Origin of the sequence: Shewanella sp. UCD-KL12 (genome assembly GCF_001957125.1) — a bacterium.
GTDB lineage: Bacteria > Pseudomonadota > Gammaproteobacteria > Enterobacterales > Shewanellaceae > Shewanella.
On sequence record NZ_MPHJ01000020.1, the window covers coordinates 57,463 to 77,628 of the forward strand.

Consider the following 20,166-nt stretch of genomic DNA (forward strand, 5'->3'; position numbering starts at 1 on the left):
AGACCAGTAGCAAAGCTACTGGTCTGATAAAGCGATAGGTATGAGTTCCTAGATTTTAAGGTCTAGGAATTCGATACTTTATTGCAGTAATGAAATATCAGCTGCATGTAGGAACTGCTCGCGTAGGCTAGAAAGTAGCGCTAAACGATTGTTCTTCAGTGCTTCATCATCTGCCATCACCATGACATCTTCGAAGAAGGTATCAACACTTTCACGAAGATCTGCAAGTAGTGCTAGCGCTTCTTGGTAGTTTGCAGCTGCAAACAGAGGAGCTAGTTTCGGCTGTAGTTCATTTAGCTTTTCAGCTAATGCTTTCTCAGCGCTTTCGACAAGTAAGCTAGTATCAATAGTTGCAGGTAACTCACCTTCAACTTTAGCCAATATGTTAGAAACACGCTTGTTTGCTGCTGCCAGCGCTGATGCCTGCTCTAAAGTTCTAAAATGAGCAACAGCCTTAATACGGCTATCGAAATCGGCTGGAGCGGTAGGGCGACGAGCGAGAACCGCAAGGATAACGTCCACACTCACACCTTGATCTTGGTACCAAGCACGGAAACGGCCCATGAAGAATTCAAGTACCTGCTCTGCCGCTTTATCATTGGTAAGGCTAGTACCATGAAGCTCCTGCGCTTTAGCGATAAGGTCAACTAGGTTCAGCGGTAAGTTATTTTCTACACAGATACGTAGAATACCAATCGCTGCACGGCGAAGTGCAAACGGATCGGCTGCGCCTTTTGGTGCTTGGCCAATACCGAAGATACCGACTAAAGTATCAAGCTTCTCAGCTAATGCCACACATACTGAGATAGGTGCTGTTGGCACAGTATCACCAGAGAATTTAGGCTTATATTGCTCCTGCAGCGCAACAGCAACAGCTTCAGTTTCACCATTGAGACGGGCGTAGTGCATACCCATGGTGCCTTGAAGGTCTGTGAACTCCATAACCATGTTGGTCATTAAGTCTGACTTAGACAATAGGCCCGCGCGTGATGCTTCTTCTGCATTTGCATCTATGCTGGTGGCAATGAAACCAGCCATCAGTGAAATGCGCTCTACACGCTGCTTGATTGTACCCAGCTGCTTTTGAAAAACGACAGTCTCAAGTGAGCTAAGTCGTGATTCAAGTGACTCTTTTTTATCGGTTTCGAAGAAAAACTCAGCGTCGGCAAGACGAGGGCGAACGACCTTTTCATTACCTGAAATAATCACCTGAGGATCTTTAGAGATGATATTAGTGACGAAGATAAAGTTAGGTAGAAGTTGACCGGCTTTATCAAATACAGGGAAGTACTTTTGGTCACCTTTCATGGTGTAAACTAAGGCTTCGGCTGGCACATCTAGGAACTTTTCTTCAAAGTTAGCCGTTAGTACAACTGGCCATTCAACGAGTGAGGTCACTTCCTCTAATAGCTCATCTTCAAGATCGGCAACGCCACCAATTTTAGCTGCGGCAGCTTCTGCATCGGCCTTGATGATTGCTTTACGCGCTTGATAGTCAACCAATACCTTACCTTGCTCTTCTAGTGCTGTTAGGTAGTTGTCGGCATGGTCTAGCTCGAAACTTGCTTGACCCATAAAGCGGTGTCCACGAATAACGCGGCCTGATTTAATACCAAGTATCTCGCCGTCAATAACCTCACTGCCTAATAGCATAGTGATGGTGTGAACAGGGCGGATAAATTGTGTTTTACTACTACCCCAGCGCATAGGCTTTGGAATAGGCAGCTTATCTAAAGCATTTTGGGTCATATCTGAGATAAGACTTTTAGTTTCAACACCGACGACTTTAGCTTGGTGAAGTAACCATTCGCCTTTATCTGTTTTAAGGCGCCCGGCTTCTTCTACTGTAATGCCGTTACCACGAGCCCAGCCCATAGCAGCTTTAGTTGGATTACCATCGGAATCGAATGCCTGAGCCACAGCAGGGCCACGCTTTTCAACGACTTTATCAGCTTGTGCTGTTGCTAATTGAGTAATGCTTAGTGCTAAACGGCGAGGGGCTGCATGCCAAACTGCAGACTCATAGCTCAGTTCAGCCTTTTTTAGTTCGTCGGTAAAGTTGCTAAGGAAAGATTCGGCAAGCTTACGTAGTGATTTAGGTGGCAGCTCTTCGGTGCCTACTTCAATGAGTAAGTTTTCAAAATTCATCTGTTTTACCTCTACTTACACATTGGGAAGCCAAGAGCTTCACGGGCTTGATAATAGGACTCTGCAACACCTTTAGCCATAGTTCTGACTCGTAGGATATAACGCTGACGTTCTGTCACTGAGATGGCGTGACGAGCATCGAGCAGGTTAAATGCATGAGAGGCTTTCATTACTTGCTCATAGGCAGGAAGAGGAAGAGGTTTCTCTAATGACAAAAGGCGCTGGCAAGCTTTTTCACAGTCATCGAACATAGTAAATAGTACATCTACATCGGCATGTTCGAAGTTATAAGTTGATTGCTCAACTTCATTTTGGTGGAAAATATCGCCATACATGATCTTGCCCATAGGGCCATCAGTCCAAACAAGATCGTAGACACTATCAACTTCCTGAATATACATAGCAAGACGTTCGAGACCATAAGTGATCTCACCCGTTACAGGGCTACACTCTAAGCCACCCACTTGCTGGAAGTAAGTGAACTGAGAGACTTCCATACCGTTTAGCCAAACTTCCCAACCTAGGCCCCAAGCACCTAAAGTCGGAGATTCCCAGTTGTCCTCTACAAAGCGGACATCATGGACACCCATATCTACGCCAAGTGCTTCTAGTGAGCCAAGGAATAGCTCTTGAATGTTACTTGGTGAAGGCTTCAGCACTACCTGAAACTGATAGTAATGTTGCAGACGGTTAGGGTTTTCACCATAACGGCCATCGGTAGGGCGGCGACATGGCTGCACGTAAGCACTGCTCATAGGCTCTGGGCCTAAAGAGCGTAAGAATGTTTGTGGGTGGAAAGTACCAGCGCCAACCTCCATATCTAAAGGTTGAACAATGGCGCAACCTTGCTGCGCCCAGTACTCCTGCAGGGTCATTATGAACCCTTGGAATGTCTTTACGTCATGTTTCGTCGTCATGTCTACTATCTACGCCGTCAGGATGATACCAGCTTCTCTCTATGTGCATATTACCTATAGAGTCAGCTCGGAAATTAAAAAAATGGTTTCGATTATACCTTGAAGAAATAGTCATATGTAGGTTATTTTTTATCTCATAAAGGAAATACCGAGAAATTTTGAGATTTGGGAGCAAGTCCATGGATAAGAAGCGTTGTGGCTGGGTCGGCGAGCAGCAAATTTATCGTGATTATCATGATTATGTTTGGGGGAGACCAGTTTTTGATAGTCAGGAATTATTTGCAAAACTCTGCTTAGACGGTCAACAAGCAGGTCTTTCATGGCTCACTATTTTAAAGAAGCAGCAAAACTATGAGGCCGCTTTTGCTCATTTTGATCCTGCAATCGTTGCCAAGTTCGATGATGCAAAAATTGAGGCGTTATTACAAAATAAGGGCATCGTTCGAAATCGACTCAAGGTTAACTCAATTATAAAAAACGCTCGTGGCTACATGGCCCACTTTTCAGGTATCGAGGGCGAGCAGGGGCAAAGCTTCTCTGAGTTTCTTTGGAGTTTTGTTGGTGGTGAACCTAAGGTTAACCATTTTGAAGACAGTAATCAGCTGCCAGTACAAACACCTGAATCCGAAGCTATGTCTAAAGCTTTGAAAAAGCTGGGGTTTAATTTTGTTGGGCCAACTATCTGTTATGCATTTATGCAGGCGGTTGGAATGGTTAATGACCATACAACAGATTGTTTTTGTTATAAAAATAATCAAAAATAAGGTGGGCTAAGAAGGGGGAAGTTAAGATCACTGCTGCACCTGTTGGATGCTCGTTGTACTCTCTGTTAAAGCGAGGGAAGTACGGAGCGTGAAGATGCTAGGGTGTTAGGGCTTAGATACAAATACAGATGATATGACGGAAGTGGGTGTCTAGATGTACCTCTTGCTTTTGAACAGCCTAGCGTCGATTAGTGATAGCGTCATTTAGGACGGAACCCATCGTCTTTACCTTCATTAAAAAGGGTGTTCCACGTGGAACACCCTTTTTCTTATTTTAAGCTCATGAAGCAGGCTTATCTATTTTTGGCCTTTCATTTCAAAAATACTCAAAAAAGCATTCAAAAAATAATTTTCCTAAAATCGATTTAGAGTGAGCCATTACTCCTTTAAAGAAGATTCAAAAAAGAATGGTTTTCTCTCTTTTCCTCTATTTTTTGAACCACCATTAAGTTGGTTCATGGTTTCGGCGTTGTAGAGTTTGCCGTTTACCATAGTATAGGTGACTCGATCAGTGACTCGAATATCTTCAAGTGGGTCACCATCAATGACAATAAGATCCGCGAGCTTACCTTGCTTGATTGAACCAATTTGATGATCCATAGCAAAATGTTTGGCTGGGTTAATCGTTGCGGTTTTTAATACCTCAAGGTTCGACATACCACCTTGGGCAAACATCCACATCTCCCAGTGAGCAGCTAAACCTTCACGCTGACCATGAGCACCAATGTTTGGTTTGATACCAAGGTCGTTCATCTCATTGGCTACACGCGCGACATTAAAATGATTGTAATGTTCATCTGGTGCAGTAGGGCGTCTCATCGATCTTGCATTGAGCATATCATTAGGGACATACATAGAGAGTCTTGGGTGAGCCCATACATCAGTTTTATCGTACCAGTAGTTCTCACCAGAAATACCGCCATAGGCCACAACTAAGGTGGGTGTATAGCCAACTTCTGTCTGACTCCAGAACTGCTTAATATCACTGTAGATAGATGCAGCAGGCAATGAGTGTTCTATACCTGTATGACCATCAGCAATCATAGTTAAGTTGTGTTGCAGTAAACTTCCGCCTTCAGGTACAACCATCATCTCGAGTTCACGGGCCGCAGCTATAACTTGTTGACGCTGATTACGGCGTGGCTGGTTATAGCTCTTAACACTAAATGCACCAACCTTCTTTAGGCGTTCAAGGTGGAATTTTGCATCATCGAGCGAGTCTATGTGTGAAGTATAACCTGGGCCATTTGCACCATAGAGAATAGTACCTGTGGAGAAGATACGAGGACCTGCAATATTACCGGCTTTCTGTTGCTCCGACGCCGCGAAAATTTCTGTGGTGTCATTTGATGGATCATGAATAGCCGTCACACCTAAAGACAAGTTTGAGTAAAGTTCCCAGTTTTGCTGGGGAATGATCTCATTTTCACCTTGAGCACCATGAGCATGGGCATCAAACAGACCTGGCATTAAGGTTTTACCTTTAATGTCCATCACTTTTGCATCGCTTGGGATATCAGTTGATGCATCACCAACAGAGACAATTTTATTGTCTTTGATAATCACAACACCATTTTCAATGATCTTGTCATCTTCCATTGTGATGATCTTGCCACCCACGAAAGCAATTGTTCCACGTGGAACATCTGCTTCCTGAGTGAAGCCTAAATCAATAATACTAGGTTTCACTTTGTCTGCTTTAACACTGTCAGCGGTATCGTTTTTGCTTGTGCTAGCAGTGCGCTTGTCAATGTACTGCTTATCGACGGGCATCTGATAAAGTTCAGGTCCTAAGGTCCAGTAAAGCTGCTCGCTATTACCACTCCAGCTAATACTCTCACCAGCACGAACACTAAGCTGACTAACTGGGAGGTTATTTGCCTTTGGACCTATCTCGATAGTCTCGCCATGTTTAGCAAATGGCGTGACCCATACCTTGAATCGTTCAGCAAAAGCGAGTTGTTTTCCATCAGGAGATATACGGAATTCAGTGCCTAGCTTGCTAGTGTAGTGGGTACGTTTTTGAAAACCATGCAGATTGATAGAGGAAAACTCAGGTGTCTCGCCCTGATCCATAAAGTAAACTCGCTCAGGATCTGCACCAAACTGTGGCTGGTATCCATCAGGCGTGATGCGGGTATTTTGCTTACCTTTGATATCTACTTTATAGAGGCCAGTTTCCTGTGACCAAGTTTTTGGGGTGATATAGCCACCCTTAGCTTTGCGGTACACGACAAATGAACCATCAGGCGAAAAGGTTGGTTCGACATATTTACCTGGCTCTTGAGTTAGCGTTTTACTGCGCTTATTTCTAACGCTAACGACCTTAACAGTGCCTTGCTCTTTATCATCCCAGGTAGTGAAAACAACACTCTTACCATCTCTTGACCATTGAGGGTATAGCTCACGTAATTCGCTATCAAGCTTAGTGAGACGAGTGCGTTTTCCATCAGGTAAGCTCTTAAGCCAAAGTTTGCCTAGGGCTTCATAAACGACTTTTTTACCGTCGGGTGATACCTGAGCCATACGCAACATCTTTACGTCGAATACGTCTTTATCTAGGTCTTGTTTGAAACGAACCGCAGGTTGCACAGCAAGTTCAGTTTTAACTGAGAAGGGGATCTGGTTAACTTTTTTAGACGCTACATCTAACTTATTTATTTTTCCGCCAGCCCAAAAGAGTATCTCTTCATTATCACTGGTCCAGCTCATGGTTGGGTAAACACCATGGATAGCCCAGGTCTCTTGCATATCTCTATCTAAGTTGCCGTACAGTTTCTCTTGCTGGCCAGACTTTAGATCTAATAGATAAAGGGAAGACTGGAATCCATCACGTTTGATATAAGCCAGCTTATCACCATCCGGGCTTGGGGTTGGTCGAATTGCACCACCTGTACCTTGAACTAAAACTTCAATATCACCCGTTTCAGTATCGTAACGTTTTATCTTGTAGATGCCTTTGACTGAGTCTTTAGAGTAGTGGAAGGTTTTCCCTGGGGTTGCATCTTGGCTGAAGTAAATATATCTGCCATCTGGTGAATAGGCTGGTTCACCTAGATCTTTCTGCTCGTTAGGACGTTCTGTAAGCTTTACTCCTTTGCCGCCTGCGACGTGATACATCCATACTTCACCAGCGCCAAGGCTACGTGAGCCAGTATAGTGCTTACGAGCGACAAGGTATTGAGAATCAGGGCTCCAAGCTGGACTGTTTAGCAGTCGAAAGGTCTCGTTGGTTACAGGTCTAGGGTTGCTACCATCGGCATCCATGATCCAAATATTATCACCGCCATCTTCATCTGAAGTAAAAGCGATATATTTACCATCTGGGCTATAGGTTGGCTGCATTTGCCACGCTATCCCTTCGGCAAGCACTTTAGCGTCGCCACCTTTCATCGGGATCTGATAGATGTCACCTAACATATCAAACACGATATGTTCACCATCAGGACTGACACTTAAGTTCATCCATGTACCTTCAGATACATCGATTTTTACTTGCTGTAATGGGGCATTGGCTGGTGCATTGACCTGCCATTTAGTATCGGCTGCAGACTCACTCGCCATAACCGAGCTACTAAAGCTCAGTGCGATTGCTGCGCATAGTGGTGTTAATGTGTGTTTTATCATTTTTATCCCTGGATACTCTTATTATGACTATTGCTGGCAATGTACTGAAACATCAGTCGGTATCATGCCAGTTAACAGCAAGCTGAATTGTTATTAATTGTGACGCTTGTGTTTTTGTATGCTGTATGCAAGTTAATTTTGCTCGTCTTTTATCGCATATTTAAGGCATGGGTAAAACAATTATCGTGTAGCAATTTTGTTAATATCTGCGCTTGAAACGAGAGGGGGCTATTAGTGGTATCGAGGGAAGTGTGATTGGTATTAGATAAGATTCTTAGATTGAGGTGGAGCCTCTATGGTTCGAAGGTTACTTGAGGTGCTTGCGAGCCATAGAGGATTACATTTAGATTAGCTGAACGCTATCACCTTCAAAAATTTCAGCATCATTGAGTACACGGCAGGTGACACCGCCACGCCAATCAGGTGTTAGTGCTGCTTCAAGGCCTGAGTGTGCAATCTCCATCTTCTTACATGGGTCAGTCTCACCTGTGATCTCAAGCTTTAATGCACCTATGTGTAGTGTTTTACCAATATTGTCAGCAGAGAAACTGAGTCCTTCGACTAATAGATTTGCTCTACGAGTGGTCCAAGGAAGTTGAGTATTTAACTCCTCACAAACGGTTTGCCATTGCTCTTGGGACATAACTGTAACTTGTCGCTTTCCTGGCCGACCAAAGAAATCTTGTTCGACACCAGCACTGCAGGTGACATTTGCACTCGATACAAGTGTCATGGGCTGCTGTTTAACTGGTTTAAATCCAATGGCTTTTAATGACGACATAGTGAGTTCCTTTGCTATGATTGTTGGCGCTTAATTAAGTCACTTTAAACTGGCTAAAGACCTTTCTGGATTAGATACTGATAGGGTGTGGAATCAGTGCTACTGGATATAAGTTTATGATCCATAAATTCGCAGAAGCTGGGAATATCCCTGGTTGTGGCAGGATCGTCTGCAAGTATAAGCAGAGTTTCACCAGGTAGCATCTTACGGACTGATTTACGCACCATCATCACAGGTTCTGGACATCTTAGTCCTAGTGCATCTAGGTGGTGGTCAGCTTGATTAGTGCCATCAATAATTATATCACTCACTTGGTCGCTCATAATTCCTCAACCATTTTTATGCCTTCAAACCAACTTTAAATCAGAGGAGGGCGCTTATAAAGAGGTGACTAATATTACTCCAGTGTCTTAAATATTCCAAGTTGCTGGATGGGTTTTGTGAGAAAGGGCTTGTGAACCAGCTTGCTGCTTTAGCTATTTTGTATTAGCCCGTCAGTGGTGCATAGCTTGCTTGAGTCATCAACAGAAGTTGCTCTGGTTCAAGTGCGATATCCAGTCCCCTTTGCCCGCCACTGACGTAAATTCTATCGAGATTTTCTGCTGTCAGATCTACAAATGTTATTAGCCGTTTTTTCTGTGCGATAGGGCTGACACCGCCAAGTTTGTAACCGGTTGAGCGTTGTACGTCATCACTATTGGCCATAACAGCTTTTTTGGCTTTAGCAGCTTTGGCAATCTGTTTCATGTTGAGTTTAGTGTCGACGGGAATAATGGCTACCACTAGCTGTTTGCTATCGAGTTGCACAACTAAAGTTTTAAATACATATCTACTTTCAAGATTCAGCTTTTCAACAGCTTCTAGCCCATAGGAGTCACAGCCTGTTTCATGCTGATATTCATGAGTGGTGAATGCTATCTTGGCCTTTTTTAATGCATTAATCGCAGGCGTCATATTTTTCGCTCTTCACTTTAAATTTGATTTATCTCTAACTTCATCACCAATACGTCGATGTTGTGATAGGTCACTTGCTCGATGCTTTCCCAGCCCATCTTCTTATAGAGGCCACCTGAGTGATCTTCAGTTTGAAGATATAACTCCTTCACACCATATTTTTGGGTTAAAGCTAAGATACCGTTTATCAGTCTTTGTGCTACTGATTTGCCTCTGTGAGCTTTATCTACATAGACACCGCCGAGCCAATGTGATGTTTCAGGGTAGGTGGTCATCTCTTGAAAACGTAATTGGGCGGCTGCGATAATTCGCTTCTTGCCATCGTTATCTTTTTCTACAGCTAATAAGATTAAAGGCAGCTCATCGCGATTCAGGTAACCCGTTAGTTTGCTTTCCAAGGCATGGGTCGAGCGGCTAGCGTCATTAGTATTATTGTCCGAAGAAATATAGCCCCACTCATCACTATACCATTTGGCAATTTGTGGGATTGCTTCAGGTTGATCTGCTAGTAATACTAGCTCCATCTTTTAGCTCCAGACTTATTTGAGGTAGACTATTTTTGACAGATTTTGTGTCCTTGTTCAAGAGGCGGGAAGTGAATAATGATAGGGGATGTTCCACGTGGAACATAAAAAAGACCCTAGGAACTTATCATTAGGGTCTTTGTTTTTCATCTTTCAGACGAGAGAAACTTAAGGTCTTTCAAAGATGGTCGCAATACCTTGACCTAAGCCGATACACATAGTGGCTAGACCATATTTAGCATCTTTGCTTTCCATCAAGTTGATCAAGGTCGTAGATATGCGGGTACCAGAGCAACCTAGTGGATGGCCGAGTGCTATCGCGCCGCCATTGAGGTTAATCTTGTCATCGACGACATCCATCAAGCCTAAGTCTTTCACACATGGCAGTGATTGAGCTGCAAAAGCTTCATTAAGCTCAATAACATCGAGATCGTCGATAGATAAATTAGCGCGCTCTAAAGCTTTCTTCGTCGCAGGAACTGGTCCATAACCCATGATGGCAGCATCACAACCAGCAACAGCCATAGAGCGGATACGTGCACGAATAGGCAGACCTAACTCTTTGGCTTTCTCCTCTTCCATAACTAACATGGCTGAAGCACCGTCAGAAAGAGCTGAAGAGGTTCCAGCTGTTACTGTACCGTTAGCAGGATCAAATGCTGGGCGTAAACCCGATAGTGACTCAACCGATGTTTCAGGGCGAATCACTTCATCATGTTCTACTGTGATGAGTGCGCCATCTGCGTCATGACCTTCTACTGGATGAATTTCGTTAGCGAAACGGCCTTCAACGGTAGCTGCATGTGCACGTTGGTGAGAGCGTACTGCAAACTCATCTTGTTGCTCACGAGTAATGCCGTGCATCTTGCCAAGCATCTCAGCTGTAAGACCCATCATGCCAGATGCTTTTGCTACGTTATTGGCAAGACCTGGGTGAAAGTCGACACCATGGTTCATTGGCACATGACCCATGTGTTCAACACCACCAACGATAAATGCATCACCTTGACCTGTCATGATTGCACGAGCTGCTTGATGTAATGCATCCATTGATGAACCACATAAACGGTTAACTGTCACACCGCCAATTTGCTTAGGCAGGCCGGCAAGCAAAGATGCGTTACGAGCGATATTGAAGCCTTGCTCTAACGTTTGCTGTACACAACCCCAAATAACATCTTCAATGGTGTTCGGATCTAATTGAGGATTACGCTTAACAAGCGCCTTCATTAATTCTGCAGAGAGAGTTTCTGCACGTACATTTCTAAATACTCCAGCCTTAGAGCGGCCCATGGGAGTACGGATGCAATCTACGATAACTGCTTGTTTCATTGTTTTATTCCTTCCCACTTATTTAGTCTGGTAGTAACTGCCATTATTTGCAGCCAGTTCACGCATAGCATCAGTGACTTGATACAGGCCACCTAAGTGAGCATATTTATCGGCAAGTGCAACGAAGTTAGCAACACCCATGGTATCAATGTAACGGAATACGCCGCCACGGAATGGTGGGAAACCTAGGCCATAAACTAGCCCCATATCGGCTTCAGCTGGCGTGGCTATGATTCCCTCTTCGAGACAGCGTACTGTTTCGATGATCATTGGGATCATAGTACGAGCGATGATCTCATCAGATTCAAACTGCTTAAGCTCACCGAATTCAGCGCCTAACAATTCATAACTCACAGCATCGACATCTTTCTTTGGTTTGCCGCGACGGTCGACAGAGTATGAATAAAAGCCTTTGCTATTCTTTTGACCGAAGCGCTCAGCATCGAACATGATATCGATGGCATCTTTGCCCTCTTTTGCCATGCGATCTGGGAAGCCTTCAGCCATTACAGCTTGTGCATGGTGACCCGTATCTAAACCGACAACATCCAGTAAGTATGCTGGGCCCATTGGCCAACCGAACTGCTTCTCCATCACTTTATCGATAGCTGCGAAGTCCGCGCCATCGGCAAGTAGACCACTGAAGCCAGCAAAGTATGGGAAGAGTACGCGGTTAACAAAGAAACCTGGGCAGTCATTAACAACGATAGGGGTTTTACCCATCTTGCTGGCATAAGCTACGACAGAAGCTATTGTCTCTTCAGAGCTATTTTCACCACGGATAACTTCAACAAGCGGCATCTTATGTACCGGGTTAAAGAAGTGCATGCCGCAGAAGCGTTCAGGCTTTTTGAGCGATTTAGCGAGTAGGTTGATTGAGATAGTCGATGTGTTTGAGGTGATGATGGCATCATCTGCAACATTCTGCTCAACTTCAGCGAGCACCATAGACTTAACTTTTGGATGTTCGACAACAGCTTCTACCACCACGTCGACATCTTTAACTGGAGTGTAGTCTAGAGTGGCTGTGATGTTGTTAAGCACCTTAGCCATCTTCTCTGGTGTAGAGCGCCCACGTTTAATCTGCGCTGCAAGAAGCTTAGAGGCTTCACCTAGACCTAAATCTAGAGCAGGTTGAGCAATATCTTTCATCACAATCGGTGTGCCTTTACTGGCACTTTGATAAGCGATACCGCCACCCATGATACCTGCACCGAGTACGGCGGCTGTATCAACATTCTTAGCGAGCTTACCCGCTTTCTTTGCTTTACCTTTGACCAACTGGTCGTTAAGGAATATGCCGATGAGTGCCTGAGCAACATCAGTTTTGGCTAGCTTGATAAATGCCTGATGCTCGACTTTTAATGCTTCTGCACGACCCAGGCTAGCTGCTTGCTCTATGACACTAATCGCTGTCATTGGAGCTGGGTAATGTTTACCTGCAATCTTGAATACCATGCCCTTTGCTGTTGCAAATGACATCATAGCTTCTAGTTTCGGTAAGGTAAGAGGGGCTTGCTTACGAGCACGACGAGACTGCCAATCAAGCTTTTCACTCACAGCATCTTTCAGCATTTGAATTGCTGACGACTCTAATTTTTCAGGTGCTACGATTGCATCGATTGCCCCCACTTTTAATGCTGCTTCAGGACGTTGGTCCTTGCCGCTCGTTATCCACTCAAGCGCATTATCTGTACCGATAAGGCGTGGTAGACGAACGGTACCACCAAAGCCTGGAACTAGGCCTAGTTTTGACTCAGGAAGACCTACTCGTGCGCTCGTATCTGCGATACGGAAATCGGTAGCCAGAACGGTTTCAAAGCCACCGCCCAGTGCAAAACCATTGATGGCTGAGATAGTAGGGAAAGGTAGATCTTCAATTTTGTTGAAAACTACATTTGCTTCCGCTATCCAAGGAAGAAGTACGCTATCGTCTTGAGCGAAAAGCCCAAGGAACTCTGTAATATCAGCGCCAACAATAAAGGCACCTTTACCAGAGGTTAGGACTAAAGCTTGGACGGCTGAATTTTGTTTAATTGCATCAAGTGCAGCGTTGAGTGAGTCAATGGTTTCTCTATCTAACTTATTGACTGAACCTGCTGAATTAAAGCAGAGCCGAGCGATGTTATCTTCAAGTAACTCAACCTGAATCGTAGGACTTTGGTAGATCATTGCTTGCTTCCTTTTGCGTGATACCCGTCTTAGAATATTTATAACTAGTGGTAGGGTAATTTACTATCTCGCCTTAGGTCATCATCTGACCAGTTGCTTGTCAGTGTGCGACGAAATTAAGTAAATTACAACACCCAATTTAAACACTTGTTTGATTGTCGCTTTGGTAGAGGGTTTTTTCTGCTTTATGTTAGACTGCTTTCAAGTGTTAAATAGCTTTTAAAAAGTGTAGTCAATCGTGTTGATAATGAGCGCGAACTACTCGCTATACTTAGTACGTTTTAAGTAATAAGAACAACTAATAATAGGATGTAGCCATGGATCTGCTCGCTAATCATTACCTTGCTCATATCACTGAATTGAATCGCCGTGTGGCAGACATTGTTTCTCGCGAAAATTTATCTGGTTTAGTGATCCACTCTGGACAACCACATCGGCAGTTTTTAGATGATATGGATTACCCTTTTAAGGTTAACCCTCACTTTAAAGCTTGGTTACCCGTTTTAGATAATCCTCATTGCTGGTTGTTGGTCAATGGTAAAGATAAGCCGCAATTGATTTTTTATCGCCCAGTAGATTTTTGGCATAAAGTGGCCGATGTTCCAGATAACTTCTGGAGTGAGCATATTGAGATAAAACTACTGACTAAGGCTGATAAGGTGGCTGATCTCCTGCCTAAAGATATAGGTCAATGGGCATATATTGGTGAGCATTTAGATGTAGCGGAAGTGCTTGGCTTTAAAACTAGAAACCCTGATGCCGTGATGAGTTATCTGCATTATCACAGAGCAACTAAAACTCAATATGAGCTTGAATGTTTAAGGCGAGCAAATGAAATTGCTGTCGGTGGTCATGTCGCAGCTAAAAATGCTTTCTATAATGGTGCGAGTGAATTTGAGATCCAGCAAGCCTACTTGACTGCGACCAACCAAGGGGAGAATGAAGTTCCTTACGCAAATATAGTAGCGTTAAATCGTAATGCATCAATTTTACATTACACTAAGCTTGAGCATGCCAGTCCCCACCCAAGACAGTCATTCCTTATAGACGCTGGGGCAAACTTCTTTGGTTATGCTTCAGATATTACCCGTACCTATTCATTTGAAAAGAATATCTTTAGTGATCTGATTGCTGCGATGAATCGCGCGCAACTCGAGTTGGTTGATTTGATGAAGTCGGGAGTTAAATATGTGGATCTTCATATTGAAACTCACAAAAAAATTGGCCAGATAATGCTAGATTTTAATATTGCGACCGGCGATGTAGAAGGTTTAATTGAGCAGGGGATCACCAATGTATTTTTCCCTCATGGATTAGGTCATATGTTGGGGTTACAAGTTCATGATATGGGCGGCTTCCTTCACGATGAACGTGGCACACATATCTCAGCACCCGAGGCTCATCCTTTCTTACGATGCACTCGAACATTAGCTGTAAATCAAGTGCTGACCATAGAGCCTGGGATCTATATTATTGACTCACTTCTTGAAGGCTTAAAGCAGGACAAGCGTCAGACTCAAATCAATTGGGACACCATAGACAAATTGCGTCCATTCGGTGGTATTAGAATTGAAGATAATGTCATCGTTCATGCCGATAGAAATGAAAATATGACCCGAGAATACGGATTAGATTAATCTCACTGCTTGATGCTTACTTGGCATTAATCGTGTTGAAATTAACTATTAGATAGAGGCTAATTCAGAGCATTTTTGGCCTCTAAATAAACATGAAAGGCTTGTGAGCCTTGAACAAGAGTGACTTGTATTGAACGATAGTTATCAGATCCCATCTGTGGATTTAATCGTTGAAGAGGAGATAAAGCATAGCCGCTTTATCTCTTTTATTTTTCATTGCCAGTCGGTGGAACAGCTGAAGTGTGTACTTACTAACGTGAGGGCGGAATATCCTGGTGCTAACCATTATTGCTATGCTTTTGTGTGCTCAGAGCCAGGAAATAGTGTGGATATTGGCTCCAGTGATGATGGAGAGCCTGCCGGGAGCGCTGGTCGCCCAATGTTAGCCACGCTACAGGGGGCCAATATTGGTGAGATAGGCGCAATTGTCGTTCGTTATTTTGGTGGGACTAAACTTGGTGTTGGTGGTTTAGTTCGAGCCTATAGTTCGGGCATCAAACAAGGGCTCACACAACTTGAGACAGAGCTGAAGCAGGTTCGTTACCCTGGTTTATTGAGGTGTGAATATGGTCAGCTGCAAGATGTGGAGTTTTTACTGAAAAAATACGATGGGGTAATTTCAGATAGAAACTTTAGCGATACAGTGACAGTAAGCTTCGAGCTCCCCAGACGGTATCAACAAGAATTGAATATTGATTTGGCGACGATTAGCCAAGGAAAACTCATTGCTGACTTTGAGTTGTAATAAGTGGTTTGTTGATGTTTTAGTATGCCATCTGTGATGAGTTATCTAAATGTGCGAAAATGGTGAAATGTGCGCTTATACCTGTCCTTAATTATGAGGGGAGAGTATTAGGACCAATGGATGAAAAGATAAGCCTAGATGCAATATAGAACAATTATAAGAATAACAGGTTTGCTTATGGGCTTGTTTTCCCTGTCTCTGCTTCCACCTGCATTGGTTGCGGTGATCTATAAAGATGGGGGCGGTACCGCATTTATTCAGGCATTTGTCTTGAGTCTATTTTTAGGCTTTGCTCTCTGGTATCCAAACCGAAGGCACAAGAAAGAGCTTAGAACCCGTGAGGGTTTTCTACTCGTTGTTTTATTTTGGGGGGTGCTAGGATCAATTGGTGCCGTCCCTTTTATATTTTCCAGTCAACCTGATCTGTCTATAACTGATAGTTTCTTCGAATCCTTCTCTGCCTTAACCACGACAGGGGCAACAGTTATTGTTGGCCTAGACTCACTCCCCAAAGCGATACTCTTCTATCGGCATCTATTACAGTGGCTAGGTGGTATGGGGATTATTGTATTAGCTGTCGCTATTTTGCCAGTTCTTGGTATTGGTGGAATGCAGCTCTACCGTGCAGAGATGCCCGGGCCTGTAAAAGATAGCAAGATGACCCCCAGGATTGCTGAAACTGCAAAAGCGCTCTGGTATATCTACTTTGCACTCACTATTGCTTGTGCATTTGCCTACTGGGTGGCGGGAATGAACGCCTTCGATGCTATTTGCCACTCATTCTCTACCATCGCCATTGGCGGTTTCTCAACTCATGATGCGAGTATTGGTTACTTCGACAGCACTGCAATCAACATGGTGTGTGTGGTGTTTCTATTGATTGCGGCATTAAACTTCAGCCTTCACTTTGCTGCATTTACCCGGCGTGGGATCAATCTAAAAGTGTACTTTAAAGATGCTGAATTTAAAGCGCTTATCATAGTGCAGTTGACGCTGACAGCTATCTGTTTTGGCACTCTGTATCATTCGGGAATATATGACTCACCAGAAGAGACATTTGATTACGCTCTGTTTCAGGCTGTATCTATCTCTACAACAGCGGGTTTCGGCACTGAGAGTTTTCATATGTGGCCACTGTTTTTGCCTATGTTACTGCTCTTTTCGAGCTTTATTGGTGGATGTGGAGGCTCGACCGCTGGCGGTATTAAGGTCATGAGAATGATCTTACTATTTAAACAAGGCTCCCGAGAGTTAAAAAGATTGGTTCACCCCAGAGGTATGTTTTCTATCCGTATTGGGGGGAAAGCTTTACCTGAGAGAGTTATCGATGCGGTATGGGGGTTTTTCTCAGCCTATGCCCTAGTATTTGTCATCTGCATGTTGGCGTTAATGGCGATGGGCATGGACAATATTACCGCTTTTAGTGCTACGGCTGCTTGTTTAAATAACCTAGGCCCAGGCTTAGGAGAGGTGGCAAGTAACTACGCGAGCATTAATGATGGCTCTAAGTGGATACTCTTGCTTGCTATGTTGTTTGGGCGACTCGAGGTTTTTACACTTTTAGTCCTATTTACACCAACATTTTGGCGAAATTAAGCTCGAATTAAACCTTTGCACTATAGTATTGACGGCTACACTTTTATTTAATTTATATAGAACCGTACCTTAAATGGTCTGTTGTTTTTTACCTCTATTATTCAGGAAATTTGATGAGCAACACGTTAATTATCTACTCTACTGTCGATGGCCAAACTAAAGATATCTGTAAGCTTGTCCAGGGGATAAACGAAGGTGCTGGTGATAGTGTTACTTTAGCTTCTTTGGAGGAGGCTCATGCTTTAAACCTCTCATATTTTGATAAGATTCTGATAGGTGCGAGTATTCGTTATGGTAAGCATAGGCCTGAGCTATATCAGTATATTAACCGTCATCAAGCAGTGCTAAATGCCAAGAAAAATGCCTTTTTTACAGTGAATGTTGTAGCTAGAAAACCTGAAAAAAATACGCCAGAAACGAACCCATATATGAAAAAGTTTTTGGACTTATCTCTTTGGAAGCCACAACAGCTAGCCGTTTTTGCTGGGAAGATTGATTACCCTAAATACCGCTTCTTTGATAAGACGATGATCCGCTTTATTATGTGGATGACAAAAGGGCCAACTGACACATCTGGCACCTATGAGTTTACCGATTGGGAGCAAGTCGAAGAGTTTGCTAAGGCTTTTGCTGATAGATAGGTATAGCTGTGAGATCTGTGTTTAAAAACAAAATGCCAGTCAAGTGACTGGCATTTTTCTATATCAATTTATTTACAGGTTCAAAAATTTTAATTACAAAACTGCTTGTGCATAATTGAGATCACTTCAGTGACCTGTTCGTTTTTAAGCGAGTAATAAACGACTTGTGAACTCTTACGCGTAGAAACCAGATCTTGTGCTCTCAATACGGCTAAATGCTGTGATAACGCCGATTGGCTTAGAGGTACGGTTTCGTTTAGCGCTGTCACACTCAACTCATTATCCAGTAGTAGGCATAAGATCATCAATCGATTTGGGTTTGCGATCGCTTTCAACCATTTCGCTGCATTCTCAGCGTTGGTTACCATGGCATCTATATCGATATCTTTTTGCATGAGGTACTCACCTATACTCTTGGATTAGTTGATTCTAATTGAGTCGCTTAATTAAGACAATGATACTAACCCTGTTGAAGATCTCAATTTCGACCTCAATTAATATGAGCTAGCGCTAATTTGTGATCAATTCTTCTGTTTATCAGTTGAGTTGCTGTAACAATAGGCGCAGGAAATAGATTACATATTAGGCATATTGATGAAGTCAGTACTCGTGCTTTACTACTCTAGGGGTGGTCATACCGCCAGGATCAGTCGAGCTGTAGCAGAACAGATCGAAAGTAGCGGTAATAAGTGTACCGTAATGCATATTAGTGAAGCGGCAAAGGTAGGTGTCGATTGGTCTAAATATGACTGTGTTGCACTGGGAGCTTGTGTGCTCTACGGGAGCTATGACAAGTCAGTGTTTGCTTTTACTGAAAAACATCAAGCCGCACTTAATGATCTTCCTAGTAGCTTCTATAGTGTGAATGTTGTTGCGCGTAATCCTGAGAAACGTGTACCAGAAAACAATAAGTATCTGCAGAAGTTTATTGAGCTTTCCCCATGGAAGCCAAAAGATGTCAAAGTTATCGCTGGTAAGGTTGATTATCCATCGTGGCGCTGGTGGGACAGGCTGGCTATTCAGATGATCATGAAGATGACTGATGGCCCAACAGATCCTAAGTCGGTGATTGATTACACCGATTGGGATGACGTAAAGGTTTATGCCAACCATTTGGTTAGTTTGGCCAAATAATTTAGCAGGCCTTCAAATGAAGGTCTGATTACATTTGTTTTGACTCATCTGGCTGCTTTGTTCTTGAGTCGTCGTTTGAAGGTCATCCCTTCATTGCTACTTAACGCCTGTCCGGCGAGAATAGTGCAGATGCTTCTGCGAACCGCCGCAAGCACTTCCCTGTGGGCTCTACCAAAACATCCTTGTTTTGGAAGCTCGCAGCCGCATCTACACCTGATTATTTATCTCTTCGATTAAAATGAGAATAGTCATTTAGCTAATATGAAATGTCCTAAAGTGTGTTGGCTCAAAACTTCTAGCTTATACCTCTTGAAGCGCTTTATGATCAAAAATTCATTGAGAGAACGTTATCTACTGCCCATATAATTGCTGTGTAACTCTGTATCGAACAGCATGCCGAATCAGGCTCAGACTTAGATTAAAATAATAGTGACTATTAGCCATTGGGCTGACAGTCAGTTTGTAGTGTTCATCATTTATATATGTGTAAAGGGTAAGGTGTTTTATGAGCAGTGAAATTAGACTCCGTGCTTTAGAGAGAACTGATTTAAGGTTTATTCATCAGTTAAATAATAATCGAACCATTATGGCGTATTGGTTTGAGGAGCCCTATGAGTCATTTGATGAACTTGAGGCGCTATACAGTAAGCATATTCATGATAAGACTGAGCGTCGATTTATTGCTGAAGATAACGATAAACAAACAGTGGGGCTGGTTGAGTTAGTCGAGATCAACAATATTCATCGTAGTGCCGAGTTTCAGATTATTATCACTCCCGACTTTCAAGGTAAGGGCTATGCACGCACTTTGATCAACAAAGCACTTAACTATGCCTTTACCATTTTAAACTTACACAAAGTCTATCTGCATGTAGCAATAGAAAATGAGCGAGCCATTCACCTTTATCAAAAGTGTGGCTTTAAAGAGGAGGGGCATCTCGTTAAAGAGATCTTCATCAATGGCCAATACCGCGATGTAAAACGCATGTACATACTGCAGCAGGACATGCCTGAACCTGTGAGCTGAACAGTGTCGTTTTAGTCTAATACCAATAATTCGAAGAGATAACTTTCACGGATGTACTTGCAGCGTGCCGAAGAAGTATCTGCACATGCGCCTACGGTAGGTAATAGATAAAAATGAAGCTATGGTACGTAGCATCGTTGCAAGTATCCACCCTGCCAAATGAACCC

At 43.3% G+C, this 20,166-nt stretch carries 17 protein-coding genes; 7 read left to right on the forward strand and 10 right to left on the reverse strand.

The window, feature by feature from the left end; genetic code table 11:
- Positions 1–78: 78 nt before the first annotated feature.
- On the reverse strand, positions 79–2,148 hold the full coding sequence (gene glyS, locus BM736_RS22345) for a glycine--tRNA ligase subunit beta (RefSeq protein WP_076416450.1): 2,070 nt from the start codon (positions 2,146–2,148) through the stop codon (positions 79–81).
- Between the two features lie 11 nt (positions 2,149–2,159).
- Entirely contained in the window at positions 2,160–3,065 is a 906-nt protein-coding gene (gene glyQ, locus BM736_RS22350) for a glycine--tRNA ligase subunit alpha (protein WP_076416452.1), read from the reverse strand.
- Positions 3,066–3,244: 179 nt separating this feature from the next.
- Here glyQ and BM736_RS22355 point away from each other — a divergent pair, with 179 nt between their 5' ends.
- Complete coding sequence (locus tag BM736_RS22355) at positions 3,245–3,829, forward strand: DNA-3-methyladenine glycosylase I (protein WP_076416455.1); 585 nt, start codon at positions 3,245–3,247, stop codon at positions 3,827–3,829.
- Between the two features lie 378 nt (positions 3,830–4,207).
- Here the strand turns inward: BM736_RS22355 and BM736_RS22360 are convergent, their stop codons facing one another.
- The 7 genes from BM736_RS22360 to fadB form a co-directional block, all read right to left on the reverse strand.
- A complete protein-coding gene (locus BM736_RS22360; protein WP_076416458.1) occupies positions 4,208–7,456 on the reverse strand; it encodes an amidohydrolase family protein in 3,249 nt (1,082 codons plus the stop codon).
- Between the two features lie 343 nt (positions 7,457–7,799).
- Positions 7,800–8,237, reverse strand: a complete 438-nt coding sequence (locus BM736_RS22365) for an MOSC domain-containing protein (protein WP_076416459.1) — start codon at positions 8,235–8,237, stop codon at positions 7,800–7,802.
- A 53-nt stretch (positions 8,238–8,290) separates the two neighbouring features.
- Complete coding sequence (gene tusA / locus BM736_RS22370) at positions 8,291–8,560, reverse strand: sulfurtransferase TusA (protein WP_143562466.1); 270 nt, start codon at positions 8,558–8,560, stop codon at positions 8,291–8,293.
- A 163-nt stretch (positions 8,561–8,723) separates the two neighbouring features.
- Entirely contained in the window at positions 8,724–9,191 is a 468-nt protein-coding gene (ybaK, locus tag BM736_RS22375; protein WP_076416462.1) for a Cys-tRNA(Pro) deacylase, read from the reverse strand.
- Positions 9,192–9,208: 17 nt separating this feature from the next.
- Entirely contained in the window at positions 9,209–9,715 is a 507-nt protein-coding gene (locus BM736_RS22380) for a GNAT family N-acetyltransferase (protein WP_076416464.1), read from the reverse strand.
- Between the two features lie 168 nt (positions 9,716–9,883).
- Entirely contained in the window at positions 9,884–11,047 is a 1,164-nt protein-coding gene (gene fadA / locus BM736_RS22385) for an acetyl-CoA C-acyltransferase FadA (protein ID WP_076416466.1), read from the reverse strand.
- An 18-nt stretch (positions 11,048–11,065) separates the two neighbouring features.
- Positions 11,066–13,219, reverse strand: coding sequence for a fatty acid oxidation complex subunit alpha FadB (fadB, locus tag BM736_RS22390; protein ID WP_076416468.1), 2,154 nt, complete (start codon positions 13,217–13,219; stop codon positions 11,066–11,068).
- 317 nt (positions 13,220–13,536) lie between these two features.
- On the opposite strand from fadB, the gene pepQ reads away from it, so the two are divergent.
- The 4 genes from pepQ to hemG (BM736_RS22410) all read left to right on the forward strand — a co-directional run bounded on the left by pepQ (position 13,537) and on the right by hemG (BM736_RS22410) (position 17,838).
- The gene (gene pepQ / locus BM736_RS22395) at positions 13,537–14,856 is read left to right on the forward strand and encodes a Xaa-Pro dipeptidase (RefSeq protein WP_076416470.1); all 1,320 of its coding nucleotides are present in this window, start codon (positions 13,537–13,539) and stop codon (positions 14,854–14,856) included.
- Positions 14,857–14,986: 130 nt separating this feature from the next.
- The gene (locus BM736_RS22400; protein ID WP_076416472.1) at positions 14,987–15,601 is read left to right on the forward strand and encodes a YigZ family protein; all 615 of its coding nucleotides are present in this window, start codon (positions 14,987–14,989) and stop codon (positions 15,599–15,601) included.
- Positions 15,602–15,739: 138 nt separating this feature from the next.
- Positions 15,740–17,197, forward strand: a complete 1,458-nt coding sequence (locus tag BM736_RS22405) for a TrkH family potassium uptake protein (RefSeq protein ID WP_076416475.1) — start codon at positions 15,740–15,742, stop codon at positions 17,195–17,197.
- Between the two features lie 113 nt (positions 17,198–17,310).
- On the forward strand, positions 17,311–17,838 hold the full coding sequence (gene hemG, locus BM736_RS22410; RefSeq protein ID WP_076416477.1) for a menaquinone-dependent protoporphyrinogen IX dehydrogenase: 528 nt from the start codon (positions 17,311–17,313) through the stop codon (positions 17,836–17,838).
- An 89-nt stretch (positions 17,839–17,927) separates the two neighbouring features.
- Here hemG (BM736_RS22410) and BM736_RS22415 read toward each other — a convergent pair whose 3' ends face one another.
- Entirely contained in the window at positions 17,928–18,233 is a 306-nt protein-coding gene (locus BM736_RS22415) for a metalloregulator ArsR/SmtB family transcription factor (RefSeq protein ID WP_076416480.1), read from the reverse strand.
- A 199-nt stretch (positions 18,234–18,432) separates the two neighbouring features.
- On the opposite strand from BM736_RS22415, the gene hemG (BM736_RS22420) reads away from it, so the two are divergent.
- Positions 18,433–18,972 (forward strand): menaquinone-dependent protoporphyrinogen IX dehydrogenase, encoded by a 540-nt coding sequence (hemG, locus tag BM736_RS22420; RefSeq protein WP_076416483.1) that lies wholly within the window; start codon positions 18,433–18,435, stop codon positions 18,970–18,972.
- A 505-nt stretch (positions 18,973–19,477) separates the two neighbouring features.
- Entirely contained in the window at positions 19,478–19,999 is a 522-nt protein-coding gene (speG, locus tag BM736_RS22425; protein WP_076416485.1) for a spermidine N1-acetyltransferase, read from the forward strand.
- Positions 20,000–20,166: the final 167 nt, after the last annotated feature.